Annotated in this window: 11 protein-coding genes and 3 pseudogenes; 6 read left to right on the top strand and 8 right to left on the bottom strand. The window is 42.6% G+C overall.

All coding sequences use genetic code 11. From position 1 onward, the window contains the following. Positions 1-350: 350 nt before the first annotated feature. Positions 351-1,796 (bottom strand): MFS transporter, encoded by a 1,446-nt coding sequence (locus ACYRY3_RS15700; RefSeq protein ID WP_460202573.1) that lies wholly within the window; start codon positions 1,794-1,796, stop codon positions 351-353. A 134-nt stretch (positions 1,797-1,930) separates the two neighbouring features. Here ACYRY3_RS15700 and ACYRY3_RS15705 point away from each other — a divergent pair, with 134 nt between their 5' ends. Next, complete coding sequence (locus tag ACYRY3_RS15705) at positions 1,931-2,443, top strand: phosphoribosyltransferase (protein ID WP_460202574.1); 513 nt, start codon at positions 1,931-1,933, stop codon at positions 2,441-2,443. A gap of 44 nt (positions 2,444-2,487) precedes the next feature. Here the strand turns inward: ACYRY3_RS15705 and ACYRY3_RS15710 are convergent, their stop codons facing one another. After that, positions 2,488-3,408: an AEC family transporter gene (locus ACYRY3_RS15710; protein WP_460202575.1), complete on the bottom strand. Its 921-nt coding sequence runs from the start codon at positions 3,406-3,408 to the stop codon at positions 2,488-2,490. Between the two features lie 102 nt (positions 3,409-3,510). Here ACYRY3_RS15710 and ACYRY3_RS15715 point away from each other — a divergent pair, with 102 nt between their 5' ends. Then, positions 3,511-4,323, top strand: coding sequence for a M15 family metallopeptidase (locus ACYRY3_RS15715; RefSeq protein ID WP_460202576.1), 813 nt, complete (start codon positions 3,511-3,513; stop codon positions 4,321-4,323). On the opposite strand, the pseudogene ACYRY3_RS15720 reads toward ACYRY3_RS15715, so the two are convergent. Both ACYRY3_RS15720 and mrdA read right to left on the bottom strand, forming a co-directional pair. Then, positions 4,300-4,467, bottom strand: a pseudogene (locus tag ACYRY3_RS15720) (transposase); the annotation flags it as partial. The gene ACYRY3_RS15715 and the pseudogene ACYRY3_RS15720 overlap by 24 nt on opposite strands. 43 nt (positions 4,468-4,510) lie before the next feature. Then, on the bottom strand, positions 4,511-6,337 hold the full coding sequence (gene mrdA / locus ACYRY3_RS15725; protein ID WP_460202577.1) for a penicillin-binding protein 2: 1,827 nt from the start codon (positions 6,335-6,337) through the stop codon (positions 4,511-4,513). 1,048 nt (positions 6,338-7,385) lie between these two features. Between mrdA and ACYRY3_RS15730 the strand changes: the two are divergent. From ACYRY3_RS15730 to ACYRY3_RS15740, 3 genes and pseudogenes are all read left to right on the top strand, one after another. Beyond that, positions 7,386-8,615 (top strand): annotated as a pseudogene (locus ACYRY3_RS15730) (ferredoxin--nitrite reductase); the annotation flags it as partial. A gap of 2 nt (positions 8,616-8,617) precedes the next feature. After that, positions 8,618-9,160 (top strand): annotated as a pseudogene (locus tag ACYRY3_RS15735) (sigma-70 family RNA polymerase sigma factor); the annotation flags it as partial. A gap of 597 nt (positions 9,161-9,757) precedes the next feature. Then, complete coding sequence (locus tag ACYRY3_RS15740; protein ID WP_460202578.1) at positions 9,758-10,336, top strand: hypothetical protein; 579 nt, start codon at positions 9,758-9,760, stop codon at positions 10,334-10,336. Positions 10,337-10,388: 52 nt separating this feature from the next. Here the strand turns inward: ACYRY3_RS15740 and cobO are convergent, their stop codons facing one another. Beyond that, positions 10,389-11,051, bottom strand: coding sequence for a cob(I)yrinic acid a,c-diamide adenosyltransferase (cobO, locus tag ACYRY3_RS15745; RefSeq protein WP_460202579.1), 663 nt, complete (start codon positions 11,049-11,051; stop codon positions 10,389-10,391). Between the two features lie 62 nt (positions 11,052-11,113). Here cobO and ACYRY3_RS15750 point away from each other — a divergent pair, with 62 nt between their 5' ends. Further along, entirely contained in the window at positions 11,114-11,632 is a 519-nt protein-coding gene (locus tag ACYRY3_RS15750; RefSeq protein ID WP_460202580.1) for an O-acetyl-ADP-ribose deacetylase, read from the top strand. 434 nt (positions 11,633-12,066) lie between these two features. On the opposite strand, the gene ACYRY3_RS15755 is transcribed toward ACYRY3_RS15750, so the two are convergent. From ACYRY3_RS15755 to ACYRY3_RS15765, 3 genes are read right to left on the bottom strand one after another with little or no spacing between them, the layout of a single operon-like run. Further along, the gene (locus tag ACYRY3_RS15755; RefSeq protein ID WP_460202581.1) at positions 12,067-12,702 is read right to left on the bottom strand and encodes a response regulator; all 636 of its coding nucleotides are present in this window, start codon (positions 12,700-12,702) and stop codon (positions 12,067-12,069) included. Positions 12,703-12,727: 25 nt separating this feature from the next. After that, on the bottom strand, positions 12,728-14,179 hold the full coding sequence (locus ACYRY3_RS15760) for a hybrid sensor histidine kinase/response regulator (protein WP_460202582.1): 1,452 nt from the start codon (positions 14,177-14,179) through the stop codon (positions 12,728-12,730). A gap of 56 nt (positions 14,180-14,235) precedes the next feature. Further along, entirely contained in the window at positions 14,236-15,852 is a 1,617-nt protein-coding gene (locus ACYRY3_RS15765) for an ATP-binding response regulator (RefSeq protein WP_460202583.1), read from the bottom strand. Positions 15,853-15,897 lie beyond the last annotated feature (45 nt).

Consider the following 15,897-nt stretch of genomic DNA (forward strand, 5'->3'; position numbering starts at 1 on the left):
TACCTAGGGCATTCGGGCTTAAACGCCGCACGTAACATCGGGCTAAAAGCGATATGGCGGCACAGAACTAACCTTGTATTTCGAGTTCGTTGTACAAGGGAAAGCCTAAAACAGTAATGTTTCAGGTGTGCAATGAATCTAGAACGGGTTTGCGACTCCCACATTCATTGTACTAGGCTTGGGTAGACTGCCTAAAAGTTCCTACTACACTACGCTCTCACTGGTTGAGGCTACGCCTCAATTGCTAGTAGCAGCGACTACAGAGGAGCCGAAAAAGTGAACAAATATATGGTGCTTGACTACGGTTGACTCCATTATTTGGCTACTCTACTGACATTGTTTGCTAAAAATCATTGATGATTTTGCCGTTCTTTAAGTTGCAGCATAATTTGTGCGTGAATTTCACGGGTAATTGGATAAAAATACGTTAAAACTAGACCGCAAATCAAACAAATTGCGGGAATAGGACCAGTGGCAATGCGGATGGCAAGAAGCGCTGATTCTGGTTGTACGGGTAGTGCGCTTTGCCCAGCAACAGCCTCTTTAAAACCCGATGTTTCTAATGATATTCCTACTAAAAATAAACCAAGTGCCAAACCAAACTTTTGCAGCAGAACCATAAAGCCATAAAAAACCCCTTCACGGCGCTGTCCGGTTTGCAGTTCATCCAGTTCAATTACATCTGGCATCATTGACCAAGGAATGAGATAAGCGGTAGAAACTCCAACACCTGCCATAACTGATAAAACATACATTAAGCCGATTTGATTGGGCTGTAAGAAAAATAGCCCTGCTTGTGCTATCAGCCAAAAACTCATTCCCATAAAATAAACAACTTTTTTCCCAAGTTTCTGACTCAAAGCACTCCAAACAAATAGCATCAGAAGGGCGGTTCCTTGGACTCCCATGAGTGCTGTCGGGACATCCGATTCTTTCAATCCCATCCAGTTAACAACAAAGTAGGGAATAATGCTTGCTGTAATTTGTACGGCTAACCAGGAAAAAAGGTATATACCAATCACGAAGAGAAAAGGTCGATTGCTAAAAGCAATTTTGATTTGTTCTACAATAGGTAACGATTCGGGTTCTTCCTGTGAAGTGCGTTTTGCTTCAAAAGCCATGATGCGATCGCGGACACCCCAAATGCACCAATACAGTCCCAATATTGAAATGATTCCACAGATGGCTGCTAGTACTGCGTATTGCTGCTGACGGTTAGCAACGTTATCGAAAACAACTTTTGCAAAGAGCAAGGACACAATGCTACCACCAATGGAAAAAGCAAAACGAAAGCTATTAAGGCTAGTGCGTTCGTCATAGTCCTGAGTCAGTTCTGGCGTCATTGCCGTATATGGCAAATTGACAACAGTGTAAAATACTTGTGATATTACACCAATCAGTACGTAATACCAAAACAAAGCCCAAAGGTTAGCATTGGGATTGTCACTAAATCGAGGTACAATCCATTGCAAAAAGAAGAAAACACCAAAAGGAACCGCACCATAAAACATCCACGGTAGACGCCGACCCCATCGAGATTTCGTTCTGTCAGTGAGTACACCTACAAAAGGGTCGTTGACTGCATCCCAAATTTTGCCAATCAGCAATATGCTACCAGCCAAACCTGCCGAGATACCAGCAACATTAGTAAAAAAAACCATCAGAAAAAATATGCTTATATTTGCAGTTACTGCTGGGCCTAAATCACCTGCACCAAAAGCAAGTTTGGTTTTGAAGTCTAATTTTTCATTCTCATATGTTTGTTGCGAATGAGCACCTGCGTCAGAATTGTTCATAAATCTTTAAGCTTGTAATAAAATCAACTATGTTGCATATAGTCATTTGTACAAGTGGCATTTATCATTTGTCACTTGTCATTTGTTCTACCAGCCACCAACGACTAACCACCAACGACTAACCACTAACTAACATGCCAGACCTTTACGTTTCTTGGTCAGATTATCACCAAAAAATTGAACAACTGGCTGCTCAGATTTACCAGTCTGGATGGGAATTCAACCAGATTGTTTGTCTTGCTAGAGGGGGACTGAGGGTTGGAGATATTCTCTCCCGTATTTATAACCAGCCCTTAGCTATCTTGGCAACATCATCTTACAGTGGTCCGGGAAAGCAAGAAAGAGGCGATCTCACATTTTCACGCCACTTAACCATGACAACTGAACACTTAGGCTCTCACGTTCTTTTATTAGATGATTTAGTGGACTCTGGAATTACTCTCCAGAAAAGCGTCCCTTGGCTAAAAGAAAATAGTCAGTCCCCCATAGAAGAAATTCGGACAGGTGTCATTTGGTACAAAGCTTGTTCTGCGATCGCACCCGATTACTATGTCGATTACTTACCCGACAACCCCTGGATACACCAACCCTTTGAACGGTATGAGTTAATGAATCCATCGGATCTCTTAGCAATGGTTAGTAGTTAGTGGTTAATGGTTAGTGGTACTTTTTAACGACTAACGACTAACTACTATCTACTAAGCACTAACCAAATTGGCAAAGTGAACAGAAACATAGCTGTTCCCATTGCTAATGAGGTCACTGCAAGATCGCGATCCAGGTCGAAAGTTTCCGCAAGAACTAATGTAGCAAAAGCTGGAGGCATTGCCATTTGCAGTATCAGGACTTGTGCTGGTTCTCCAGTTATACCCAGCATCGGGATAATGCTACTGACTAATAGGGGAACTAGTAGCATTTTGATGCCTACGCTCGCGCTAGCCCTTGGCAAACTGCGCCAAGAATTGAGTTTGCTCAACCGCATCCCAATTAACACCAGGGATAAAGCAACTGAAATCCAGGCTACGATCTCTAAAGCAAAATTGATGGGAGCGGGAATTTTAACCTGTCGGAACAGAAGACCAAATCCAAAACTCCATAAGGCTGGATTGATGAGAATTGCCCGAGCTACCCGCCCGTGGCTTTGGACATTATCGCCAAAACGGGCTGCTAGGGCAACACCCAGTCCGTAGGCTCCTAATGTTGTCCCAAGTAAATCGTAAAACAGTGCCCAAGCAAAGTATTTTGTACCAACTATTGACAGTATGACAGGATAACCAATATAACCTGTGTTACCTACCATTGCCCCTAGGATAAAACTACCTTGAGTCGGTTTCTGGGGTATGGTTTTGGTGAAATGGGTTTGCCCTTGAATTCCTAGCCAAGCTAAAAATCCCCCTAGTAAAATGGCTAAGTAGGCGATCGCGGGCGCAATCCAAATTGGTCCTGACAAATCAGCTTTTCGTAAAAAAATTACAATGCTTATCGGTACTCCTACCCAGAAAAGGAATCGACCCAACTGGGTAGGAACTGTGGCGGGTAACTTGCGTCCCAGGATATATCCTAAAAGGACTAGACCCACTAACATGAGGTACAGTTCTTGGAGTTTTATCAAAGCTGGGACTTAATGAGTGCAGATGTAAAATATTACTGAATTTGTTTTCTTTTATCCAGTTTACAATTTTTATGGTTATTCATCAAAAGCAGGAGTGGATTCGTGAATAATGCTGGTTTTTCCGAACAACCACAAGAAACACCACCTACTAAGAGTGAAGATATTCCGGTAGCCTTACGCGATACTCCTGATGCAAGCTCCAAGGTAGGCGTCCGGTGGTTAATTTGGTTGGGTGGAGGAATAGCGGGATTTATCTTAGTAGCTGTGATGAGTGGGTTGTTATTCTTATTCATTGCGTCTAAAAAAACAAATAATTCTCAGCCTTCTGCAGGTTCATCTCCTGCAATTTCATCAGATTCTGGTGATTCTACCAAATCCAAAAACCAGGTTTTAGGGCATTTTGAATACCCAGAGGCTCCTATTGCTGAACTTCAACCGATTTCTCGTGATGGGCGCATTAGAATGAGAAAAGCTGCTTCAGAGAAGTTTCAAGAGATGTCAGCAGCAGCAAGGGCTGCAGGTGTGGTTTTAGTTCCAATTTCTGGCTTCCGCTCGGTGCAAGAGCAGACGCAGTTATTTTTTCAGGTCGGGAGAGAACGGAATCAAACAGCTCCACAACGGGCTGCTGTAAGTGCTCCCCCCGGCTATAGCGAACATCATACAGGTTACGCTGTGGATATCGGAGATGGAGCAGCACCGTCAACAGACCTTAACACCAATTTTGAAAAAACCAGAGCTTTTCAATGGCTGCAAGCAAATGCAGCACGTTTCAGCTTTGAATTGTCTTTTCCCAAAAATAATACTCAAGGTGTCAGCTATGAACCTTGGCATTGGCGTTTCGTTGGCGATAGTGATAGTTTAACAACTTTTTACGGAGACAAAGGTTATAAACCAGCTCCTCAGGTATCGCAATAACCCCCACAGGCTTTTACCTTGAGGAAAGCCTCCCGGAAGCATATCCCAATGACACCCCGTTTTTCGGTGATAATAGATGGCATTACATACTTCCCTCATATTAGTTGTGCGAGGATGCCCACCAGATTTGGCTGGTGGAATCATCTAACACTGTGAAAAAACGCCCTAGTCCTCAGTCCCTATTTTTTCAATTGCCTGCTTTATTGGCTGGTTTCTGCGACTTACCGGGAGACTTATGCCGGAAATGCTCTTCCAGTACTTGCAGTACCATTGGAGCAGCAACGCTACCACCACCACCGCCAGAGTGTTCGGCAAATGCTAAAACCACAATTTCTGGCTTATTAGCAGGAGCATACGCCCCAAACCAAGCATGGTTTGCTTTGACACGGTTCTTCCATGCCTCAGCAGTACCGCTTTTACCAGCAGTTGGAGGAATTGATTTCACGTTGAGTGCTTTACCCGTACCCTCAGTGATAACCTTTCGCAGCCCATCCTGCAAAATTTTAACCGTACTTGGCTTCATATTGAGTGACTCACGCCAGGTTTTTGCGTCTTCGTTATCTTTAAGTAAGTGGGGTTGCACTCGATAACCACCGTTTGCAGGGACAGCAAACATGACAGCAACTTGTAGCGGTGTGGTTTGTAAAGCACCTTGACCGATAGACATATTGATACTATCGCCCACAGTCCAAGGCATTTTCCACACTCTTCGCTTCCATGCTTCATCAGGAACGTTACCTTTCGCCTCTTCAGATACAAACTCTATACCTGTTTTCTTACCAAAACCGTATTTACGCGTCCATTCAATCAACGTTGGACCGCCAACTGCCCGACCCACTTGGTAGAAAAAAGTATCGCTACTCCATGCCATAGCCCCTGTAAATCCTAAAGGACCGAATCCAGCATGGTTCCACTCACCAAAGGTCACCCCACCAACGGTAAGTGAACCATAGGTTTGTAATATTGTGTTGGGGGAGAATTTACCCGATTCTAGCCCAGCCGTTGTGGTGACAATTTTAAAAGTACTGGCGGGTGGGTACACACTGCTGACAGCGCGATTGAGCAAGGGATGGTTTTCGCCCTGTACGCTTTCCCAATCTTTTTTAGAGAGTTTTTGTTTAGAGAAAATATTTGGGTCAAAGCTGGGGTGAGAGACCATTGCCAAGACAGCACCGTTCTTTGGATCAAGGGCGACGATAGAGCCATTACGACCTTTTAAAGCTTTTTCAGCTGCCAATTGCACGTTCAAATCTATAGTCAGGCGAATGTCGTTCCCTGCCTTTGCCTGTTTTTCTCCCAACACGCGGATTGGGCGACCCCTACCATCTACTTCTACTTGCTGTCCGCCCCATTCACCTCGCAATGTTTTTTCATAGGCTTTTTCCACACCCATTTGACCAATGACATCACCGAGTCGGTAGCCGTCCTTTTTCTTTTCTTTTAACTGGTCGGCAGTTAATTCCCGTGTATATCCTATGATATGAGCTAGGGCAACCCCATGAGGATAGTGGCGTACTGCTTCCGTATGGATTTCTACGCCTGGAAGTTCATGTTCGTACTCCTTCAATCCCGTAATTTCCGCTTCATTGAGGTCGCGGGCAATCCGCACGAGAGAGGAGTTAGCACCTGCTTCTTCCAATTTCTCAACAATTTCCTCTTCAGGTTTATCTAGAATTTTAGACAAACGCGGACCCACAATTGACCATGATGGCTTTGTGTGTGCCATAGGCCACAAGTATACTGAACGCGGGTACCGAGTCGTTGCTAACAACTTGCCATTGCGATCGAAAATGTTGCCTCGTTCTGGCTGTTTGGGAATCATCCGAATCCGGTTGTCTTCTGCTCGTTGCCGAAATTTTGCACCTTCAACAATTTGTAAATATACTAACCGAGCGCCAATGCCTGTTGTCAGCAGCAAGGTAAATATTATTAAAAATAAAGGTTGGGAACCGCGTCCTACAGTACGTGTATTTCTTTTTTGAGTCAGTGGTTGAGGTGATTGCAGTAGTGCCATATGACAAACAGTGATTTCAAGAATAGCATTGCGCGTATAGGTTTACACTAAAATAATACCTAGTTTTACAAGAAAACAACTAGGGTGGTGTAGCCCCGATAGAATCTTTGAGCTATATAGAATAAACCAAAGTGCTATCCGCAATCTGCTTGCCAGAATACATCAAATGACGTCATCCATAGCAAATTACGGTTTTTACTTAAAATTTGGCTCAAATCGTAATACGGAACAGGAGACCAAAGATACTTTAAATCATTTTTATACTCTTGTATCAGGAGTAGCATTGACGTTGTCAGAACAACAACGCATAAATTACTCAGTATGACATGAAGTATAAAGGACTTCACTACGCTCCGTCATTCCTTCATCCATTCTTTATATTGATAGACCTTATTTGTCCTGCCCTATAGATGTACGGATACGGCATTGAAGATTTTCAAAAATTTTTTAATAATATTTATAGTAAAAACTTATCACTTATTACCCACCGCTAATTCCTGCTTGAGTTTTTCAAACAAGTGTTTTTTCAAAACGTCACCAAAAAAGCAGATGTGGCGGGAATTCTAGGGAAATATCCCTTTCATGCTTGTTCTTATCCGAACATTGCATAATGTAAATATTGCATCAAAGTGATACATATTCTTCATATTGCGAGATATTTTGTAACGGCGTATACGATTTGAATAGCTGGACGCGTTTAACGTAGGTGAGTGTAAGCAGTTGCAAAATCAACAAAATAAAGGTTTGAAGTTGATTGGCGACATTCACGAAATGCATAACTAGCAAATTTGTCCTGACTCAATAACGTTAATAACAGATATGTCTTTTACCGTCTAACAAGTTATGAGGTCATAGAATTGATTTGTATTGAGCAATTTCGCTCCTAAAACTTCTTATTACAAGCAAATCGTAGCCTCAAGAGGTAAAAACCTCATAAATCAGATATTTGTTCTACCATTTCCACATCAGAGTTGTAGCTCATTTGAATAAGAACTGTAATCGCACCAAAATAACCAACTAATTAACAATTTGCAATGAGAGTGAGATCATGACTGATACAGCATCTACCTCCACAGCTAGCCTCAATAAATTTGAGAAATTCAAAGCAGAAAAAGATGGACTCGCCGTGAAGGCAGAAATTGCAAAATTTGCGGCTATGGGCTGGGAGGCAGTAGACGAGACGGATCGCGACCATAGGCTGAAGTGGGTAGGAGTTTTTTTTCGCCCTGTCACTCCAGGCAAGTTTATGATGCGGTTGCGGATGCCTAACGGTATTCTGACAAGCGAACAAATGCGAACCTTAGCTGAAGTCGTACAGCGTTACGGTGATGATGGCAGCGCAGACATTACCACTCGGCAGAATCTCCAACTCCGGGGTATCCGGATTGAGGATTTACCAGAGATTTTTGAGAAATTTCATGCTGTGGGGTTAACTAGCGTTCAGTCAGGGATGGATAATGTCCGCAACATCACAGGCGACCCTGTAGCAGGGTTGGATGCAGAGGAGCTATTTGACACGCGAGAGTTGGTACAACAAATTCAGGACATGATTACCAACAACGGTGAAGGAAACTCCGAGTTTACCAACCTCCCACGCAAGTTTAACATTGCAATTACCGGTGGACGGGATAATTCTGTTCATGCGGAAATCAACGACCTAGCTTTTGTACCTGCCTTCCGAGAGGAGGGGGAGAGTGGGGAAGAGTCCGAGGAGGGAATCATATCTTCCCTGACACCCCAAAAGAGATTTGGCTTCAATATCCTAGTAGGTGGATTCTTTTCTGCCAAACGCTGTGAAGCTGCAATCCCCCTGAATGCTTGGGTTCCTCCAGAGGATGTTGTCGCTTTATGCAGAGCGGTTTTGGAAGTGTTTCGCGATAAAGGCTTGCGTGCAAATCGACAAAAATCTCGCTTGATGTGGTTAATTGATGAATGGGGTCTGGACAAGTTTCGTACTGAAGTCGAACATCAATTGGGTAAGCCATTGCTTAGCGCTGCTGCACGGGATGAAATTGACTGGGAAAAACGCGACCATCTTGGAGTGTACAAGCAAAAACAATCAGGATTGAACTATGTAGGGTTGCACGTTCCTGTTGGGCGTCTCTATGCCGAAGATATGTTTGATATTGCTCGTTTGGCAGAAGTTTACGGCAGCAGCGAAATTCGTCTGACAGTGGAGCAAAACCTGATTATACCTAACATTTCTGATTCCCGTCTCGAAGCATTTTTCACCGAACCCATCCTTGATAAGTTTACCTTTAACCCCGCTCCTCTGACGACGCCTACTGGTGGATTCGCCAAGCCATTACTCGTGCGATCGCTCAACAAGGACGCACAATTCGCCTACCCATCCATATCACTGAGAAGCTCAACAAAATCAAAAAAGTGCAGCGGGAACTCGCTCAAAAGTTGGGCAGATCTCCCAGCCCTGCGGAAATTGCCAAAGAACTGGAACTAGAACCCGCCCAGATTCGAGAGTATTTGAATATGGCGCGTCAGCCAGTTTCATTGGATGTTAAAGTTGGCGATAACCAAGACACTGAATTGCAAGAAATGCTCGAAGATGAAGGACCATCTCCAGAGTATTACATGACTCAGGAGTTCTTGCGCCAAGATTTGAACAATATGCTATCAGAGCTTACCCCCCAACAGCGCGAAGTGTTAGCCCTGCGCTTTGGGTTAGTGGATGGTAACGAAATGTCTTTGGCAAAAGTTGGCGAACGGCTTAACTTGAGCCGCGAACGGGTTCGTCAGTTAGAGCATCAAGCCCTTGCTCACCTGCGTCGCCGTCGTGCTAACGTCAAGGAATATGTCGCTAGCTAGTGTAGAGACGTTGCATACAAGGTCTGTAAAAGTTGGTATGCAACGTTTGTACAACTTTAATCTTTATAAAATGCCTCCTGAGTTCAGGAGGCATTTTTTCTTTTTAGTTCTTAGTAGACAGATACTTATTTGTCTACTTTACAAATACCTCATTATATGTACTTACCTAGGTAGATTGAGACCTAAAAACATAAAAAGAAATTTGGCAAAATCACGGAATATTTCCGGAATTCACCGATATCCCTTTGTAGTTACCTCTTGTCCAAGGCACCATCAGATGCACGCGATGCCAACAGTGCTAAATCTCTTAAAACCTCACAATTCCCAGAGCCAACTATCAATTTTGCGTCACCCCCACGTTTCATTACACTCACCCTATAGGCTCAATCTAATGGATGAAGCATAAATAAGTGAGCGGTGATACCTTGAAGATTAACAACTAAAGTTTAGCCGCTGTTTAGTTTCTGAATAGATAATTTTTCTAAAAATGCAAATCAAGCTGTTGGTGGAGCCAACAATCCCGACCACTCAAATACAGTACTAATCGGTAACAGACAACAATAGCAATCTTTCACTAGGAGAAATAGGGTTAAAAATATGAGACAGTACCTTTTCCCACGTCAGTTGGGGTTACCCCTTGTTGGCTTGCTTTTCGCACTTGGCACCTTTGCCGATCGCATTCAACCTGCACGCAGCAATGAAGTGACCTATGCCAAGGTAACAAATCATTCAACAAAAGTAAATACAGCTACTTCACAAATTTTTGACTCCCAAACATTGGTAAAAAATTCTGCAGTTGCACCTAGTAAAGCGAAACTTCCACAAAAAGATGGGACTTACCTCTACGGTCAGTCACCAAAACCCAGTCAACTCGGACAAGGTTACATTGTATTTGAGAAGCAACAGGGTAAAGTTATTGGTGCTTTATATATGCCCCATTCTGAATTTAGTTGTTTTAACGGCACACTCGATTCTAGAGGCGAGTTGGCAATGACCGTGACAGGATACCCCGGTGACAAAAGTCAAACTCAAATTGCCACAAACAGCAACATACCTACTTTGATGGATGATGAACCAAGCGTTTATGCCCACGAAGTAGGACTGCAAGAATATTATCCTCTCAATGTCAGTGCTAACGATCGCCGTATTTTGCAAATGTGTAAAAACCAATTATGAATTATGAATAATGGATTGTGAAAAAACATAATTCATAATTCATAATTTATAACTAATACTCGATTCCTGGCTGTGCTTTAATGCCTTGATCGCGGAAAGGGTGTTTAACTAATGTCATTTCTGTCACCAAGTCAGCTCGTTGAATTAACGCTGGTGGTGCGCCTCTCCCTGTAAGAATCACATGGCTGCTATATGGCTTTTGTTCCAAGCCAGATAAAACCTCTTCTATTTTTAAGTAGCCTAGTTTTAAAGCAATATTAATCTCATCCAAAAGTACTAATTTATAATTTGGGTTGCGGATATATTCTAAGGCTTTGTGCCAAGCGGCAACTGCTTTTTCAAGATCCCGATCTCGATCTTGGGTTTCCCAGGTAAAGCCCTCACCTAAAGCATGAAATTCTAGCAAATCACCCTGCCAAATACTGAATACTCTTTTCTCGGAAGGTTCCCAAGCTCCTTTAATAAATTGAATAATTGCTACTTTATATCCATGACCCAGGGAACGTAACACCATTCCCAACGCTGCTGTCGTCTTGCCTTTGCCATTACCAGTATTAACAATAATTAACCCTTTTTCTTTCGACGCTTGAGCAACTCGTTGTTCTTGAACTTCTTTTCGTCGCTGCATTTTTTGGCGATATTGCTCACTAGTTAAGGAAGGATTTTCTCTCACAGCTGCATCACTGGTTGTTTCCCAATTTTCATCTGTTTGCATGGCGCTAATGTTGAGATTATGGATGAACTAGAACATTTTATATTGAGCAATCGAGCTGAATCATGGGTAATAAAAGTAGAATTGCAGTGATTCAAGGCGACATAACACACCTACAGGTGGATGCGATCGTCAATGCAGCAAATGAAGAATTGATGCCGGGTAGCGGTGTGTGTGGCGCTATCCATCGTGCTGCAGGTGACGGACTTTGGGAGGAATGCTCAAAACTCAGACCTTGCGAAACAGGTGATGCCAAAATAACCAAAGGTTATAATCTTCCAGCAACATGGGTGATTCATACCGTTGGTCCTGTATGGGAAGGTGGTAATCATAACGAGAATGAGTTGCTAGCCAGTTGTTATCGTCGTTGTTTAGAATTGGCAGTACAATATCAAATCAAAACTATTGCTTTCCCAGCTATTAGTACTGGTGCTTATGGCTTTCCCATCGAAAGCGCTACTGAGATTGCTATAGGTGAGGTGAAAAAATTTTTGCAGAGTAATAATTCTTTGGAGCAAGTGATATTCGTTTGTTTTGGGCAAAGCGTCCATAATTCCTACTTAAGTAGGATGACACGTGAGTAGGGATAAAAGTTTGATAAGTTTAAGTTACTAATTTAATTATGTCTTTTGGAATGTAAAAACTCGCTTGCCCATTACCATAACCAAGGAAAAAGAACCATATAAGTAAAGGGAGATAAAGGAAAATAACCCCGTGCAAGTTACTTCCCTTATCTCCCTCCTCTCCAAGATTCCCTCTCTTACATGGGCAGATAAAGAGCTGTAAACAATAGCACTTGTCGGGCTCCCAATCAGTATTTTGTTTGGATGAGTTTGGAGTGCCTATCGTTTACAAAGGGTTAATATACGACAATTTACCTATCGTTGTCGCTCTCCTAGAGTTGAGTTTCTAGCTAGACTAAATATGGGGGTAACACCTGTACTTTTGGCTAGGTATCCCCAGCAGGTAAGGTATACAAAGGCATTGAGGTCATAGGTGAAACAGATTCCTTTGGATATTAAGAAAGATTAACAATTCCACGTTTGAGGGCGAGGATGACTGCTTGCGTCCGGTCATTGACTCCTAATTTGCTCAAAATATTGTTGACATGGAATTTAACAGTACTTTCAGAGATACGCAAAGCAGCACTGATATCTTGGTTATTCTTACCAACTGCCATTAAGCGGATGACTTGTAATTCACGATCGCTAAGTTCTGGGTTATTCATCCGTTCTGCAAGTTTTGCTCCTACTGTGGGCTGAAGATACTTCTGGTTACTAACAACCGTGCGAATAGCTGCTAAAAGTTCTTCTGGCTCAGCATCCTTAAGCAAATAACCCTTTGCCCCAGCCCGCAATCCGCGATAAATATCTTCATCACCGTCAAAGGTTGTCAAGACAACAATTCGCGCATTCTCAAACTCAGCGCAGATAGCAGTAATGGCGGCAACACCTCCCATTTCAGGCATTCGCAAATCCATGAGCGCCACATCAGGCTCATACTCGCGGAACATTTCTAAAGCAGAATACCCGTTCCGCGCCTGTCCAACAACTGTCATATCTGGCTCTCGCTCAATCATTGCTGCTAAACCCTGTCGTACAACAGGATGATCGTCAGCAATTAGGACACGAATCGTATTTTTCGACTGGTTCATAATGCCGATTGCCTTCCACTAAACACTAACCAAATTTCTGAAAGTTCTGAACCACGATCTCAACTTCTGTCCCCTGTCCGATTTGACTTTGTATAGTCAGTTGTGCGCCAATGTGTTGAGCTCGTTCTTTCATTCCCAAAAGCCCATAACCTTTACTTACCGACACATTATCTGTGTCAAATCCCCGTCCATTGTCTTTGACCCGCAGAAGGCACTGTGTTTTTTCATACACGACCTCAATTCTGATTTCACTAGCTTTGGCATACTTGACAGCGTTAGTTAATGCTTCCTGCCCAATCCGCAGCAGGTTATTTTCTACCTCCGTTGGTAAGGGATATACCTTACCTGTGACTTGACACATAATATTAGTGCCGGAATATGATTTCATTTGCGCTGTCAATCGATTGAGAGCACTATACAAGTCACCGTCCTCCAACAATTGCGGGCGGAGTGCCTCTACCGAACGACGTGCCTCTGCCAATCCTCTACGAGCAAGTTCCCGTACCGTCCTAATATGTTCTACTACCTCCTCTGAAGCACCTGCCATTACCCGTGAAGCGGCTCCAAGCTGCACTATAATGCCCGTAAAAGCTTGTGCTAAGGTATCATGAATTTCTCTTGCCATACGGTTGCGTTCTTCTAGAACAGATGCTTCTTCAGCTTGTTTGCGCTCGGTGATGTCTTGACCAATACCGATAATCGTATCCTTATTCAATCGAATATTTGCCCAAGAAGTCTCCACATAGCGTCCCGAACGAATCCTCATTTTAAAGTCTTGCCACTTTCCAGTGGCTGCTATCATATGTTCTAGAGCTAAGGCATAAACCTCTGGATCGGGAAGGCTTTCTACTAGGAGATCGATTACCTTAAGTTCTTCTTGAGACCAACCGACAATACGTTCTAATTCTCGATTAACCAAATGAATGCGTCCTTCATTATCATAAAGAGTCAACATCACGGGAATGTGGTCGAAAATAGTTTGTAAAAGTTCTTTTTGTTGCCGCAGTGCTTCTTCTACACGTTTGCGTTCTTCAAGCTCTGCTGTTAGCCGGATATTTTGTTCTAAAAGTTCTTTAGAAAGCCTTCTCAGACGCAATTGATTTTCAACGCGTGCCAAAACTTCTTGCTTTTCAAAAGGTTTGATTATATAGTCTACTGCACCCAGAGAAAAGGCTTTGACCTTGTCAAAAACCTCATGCAAGGCACTAATAAAAATAACTGGAATATCTTGGGTTTTGGGAGAGGCTTTTAGCTGTTGGCATACTTCATAGCCATTCATTTCAGGCATCATGATATCCAACAAAATTAAGTCAGGCAAATTCGACTGAATAAAGTTGAGAGCCAATTTACCACTTTGGGCAGGATATACCTTATATCCTGCTGCTGACAAAATTCTACTTAAAAAGGTTAAGTTGTCAGGTGTATCATCAATAATTAAAATATTTCCTTTAACTAGGAAATTTTGAATCCCATTCATTACTACCGCTTACACCCTCATTGAGAAAAATTTTCATAGATTGCGTTCCAACTCAATTATGTATTTTCAATTAGAATTTGTGTTAAACCTAACAACTGTTCGTACTGAAAATTATTAGCTAAACTAGCTATAGATACGGCAATGGGTTGGTTAAATTTGTAGATTTGAGCGATCGCATTCTGTATCAAGTCTACATCTAAAGCAATGATAGCTTGGTGTAGGTTAGCTACTAAATTACGGGGTAAGGCAGCCAGGACAGCTTTTGTCAAAACGTTGACTCCATTTGAAGCTGTTGTAGATAGGGCAAATTCATCATACAAGTAACGCGCTCCAAGGTATTTGTGTATGGCTTCAAAAATTTCTTCCTGCTGAAAAGGTTTGCAGATAAAATCATCACAACCCGCACTTAAGAAAACTGCTTGCTGTTGTTGCAGGACTTTAGTACTTAAGGCAATAATTTTAGTCGGGACTGAAAAGTTATGCTGTTGTTCCCAACGTCGAATCTTCCGAGTCGTTTCAGTACTATCTGAAAGGCGCATTTCCATATCCAGAAAAATCAGATGTGGTTTCCAATCCTTCCAAATTGCGATCGCGTCTTGAGCGTTAGTTGCTTCCTGCAACTTAAAATTCAAAGGAGAGAGCAATTTTATCAGAAGTTGGCGATTGTCCCGGTTATCGTCTACTGTTAGAATGCGATACTGTGGCTGATTGGGTGCGAGAGCGACGACGCGGCGAGTAGGTTGTTGGTTTGTGAAAACGGGAGTTTTAACGACACGGACAGGAAGGTAAAACCGAAAAGTACTACCACTGCTGACAATAGAATTGACGCTAATGTCACCGCCCATGACTTGCACAAAAGAGCGTGCAATGGACAACCCCAAACCCGTTCCTTCTGACAACGTTTGTCCTGCAGGCGTCCGAACAAAAGCTTCAAAGATGCTGTTTAACTCAGATTCAGCGATACCGCAACCCGTGTCAGCAATTTCAAAATGTAAGGTTGACAGTTTATTTTCTTCAACTGTCACTTTTAGCACGACTTTACCAGATGAGGTGAACTTCACTGCATTGGAAAGCAAATTTATCAATACTTGACGCAACTTCACTTCATCACAACGCACGTATTGAGGAACTTCTTTTGCTCGATGAAATGACAGCTGCAACCCTTTATTGTTTGCTTTTAGCTGGAACATTTCCTTCAAATCATCCAGTAATTGATATAAGTTAAACTTGACTTCCTTGAGAGTAGCGCATCCTGCCTCAACTTTTGATAAATCTAAGACTTGATTAATCAAGGTAAGCAGGTGTTCGCTATTGCGGATAATGACCTGCAAGTTGTCTTTTTGTTCTAGAGATAAATCATCACTATTATTCATTAACTGGGCAAACCCGAGAATAGCATGGAGTGGCGATCGCAATTCATGGCTCATATTTGCCAAGAAAAGACTTTTAGCGCGGTTTGCTGCTTGTGCTGCTTCTTCGGCACGTCTGCGTTCTGCAATTTCCTGTTGTAGTTCCAGAGTGCGTTGTGCTTCCCGATATTCTAAAGTACGATTGCACTCTGCCAACAGTTCTGACTGTTCAATGGAAATTGCCGTATGTGAGGATAACGGTTTAACAACTTCCAATCGTGTTGATGTTAACTTTCCTGTACTTAAATTATTTTCTAAATACATAATTTCTACCAATGCGTACTTAACCCCTTGTATTGTTATTGGTGC

This window comes from Scytonema sp. NUACC21, from assembly GCF_054684315.1.

Coding starts and splice junctions, on each gene's coding strand:
- ACYRY3_RS15700 (WP_460202573.1), bottom strand. CDS start 1,796: ATGAACAATTCTGACGCAGGTGCTCATTCGCAACAAACATATGAGAAT.
- ACYRY3_RS15705 (WP_460202574.1), top strand. CDS start 1,931: ATGCCAGACCTTTACGTTTCTTGGTCAGATTATCACCAAAAAATTGAA.
- mrdA (WP_460202577.1), bottom strand. CDS start 6,337: ATGGCACTACTGCAATCACCTCAACCACTGACTCAAAAAAGAAATACA.
- ACYRY3_RS15740 (WP_460202578.1), top strand. CDS start 9,758: ATGAGACAGTACCTTTTCCCACGTCAGTTGGGGTTACCCCTTGTTGGC.
- cobO (WP_460202579.1), bottom strand. CDS start 11,051: ATGCAAACAGATGAAAATTGGGAAACAACCAGTGATGCAGCTGTGAGA.
- ACYRY3_RS15750 (WP_460202580.1), top strand. CDS start 11,114: ATGGGTAATAAAAGTAGAATTGCAGTGATTCAAGGCGACATAACACAC.
- ACYRY3_RS15755 (WP_460202581.1), bottom strand. CDS start 12,702: ATGAACCAGTCGAAAAATACGATTCGTGTCCTAATTGCTGACGATCAT.
- ACYRY3_RS15760 (WP_460202582.1), bottom strand. CDS start 14,179: ATGAATGGGATTCAAAATTTCCTAGTTAAAGGAAATATTTTAATTATT.
- ACYRY3_RS15765 (WP_460202583.1), bottom strand. CDS start 15,852: ATGTATTTAGAAAATAATTTAAGTACAGGAAAGTTAACATCAACACGA.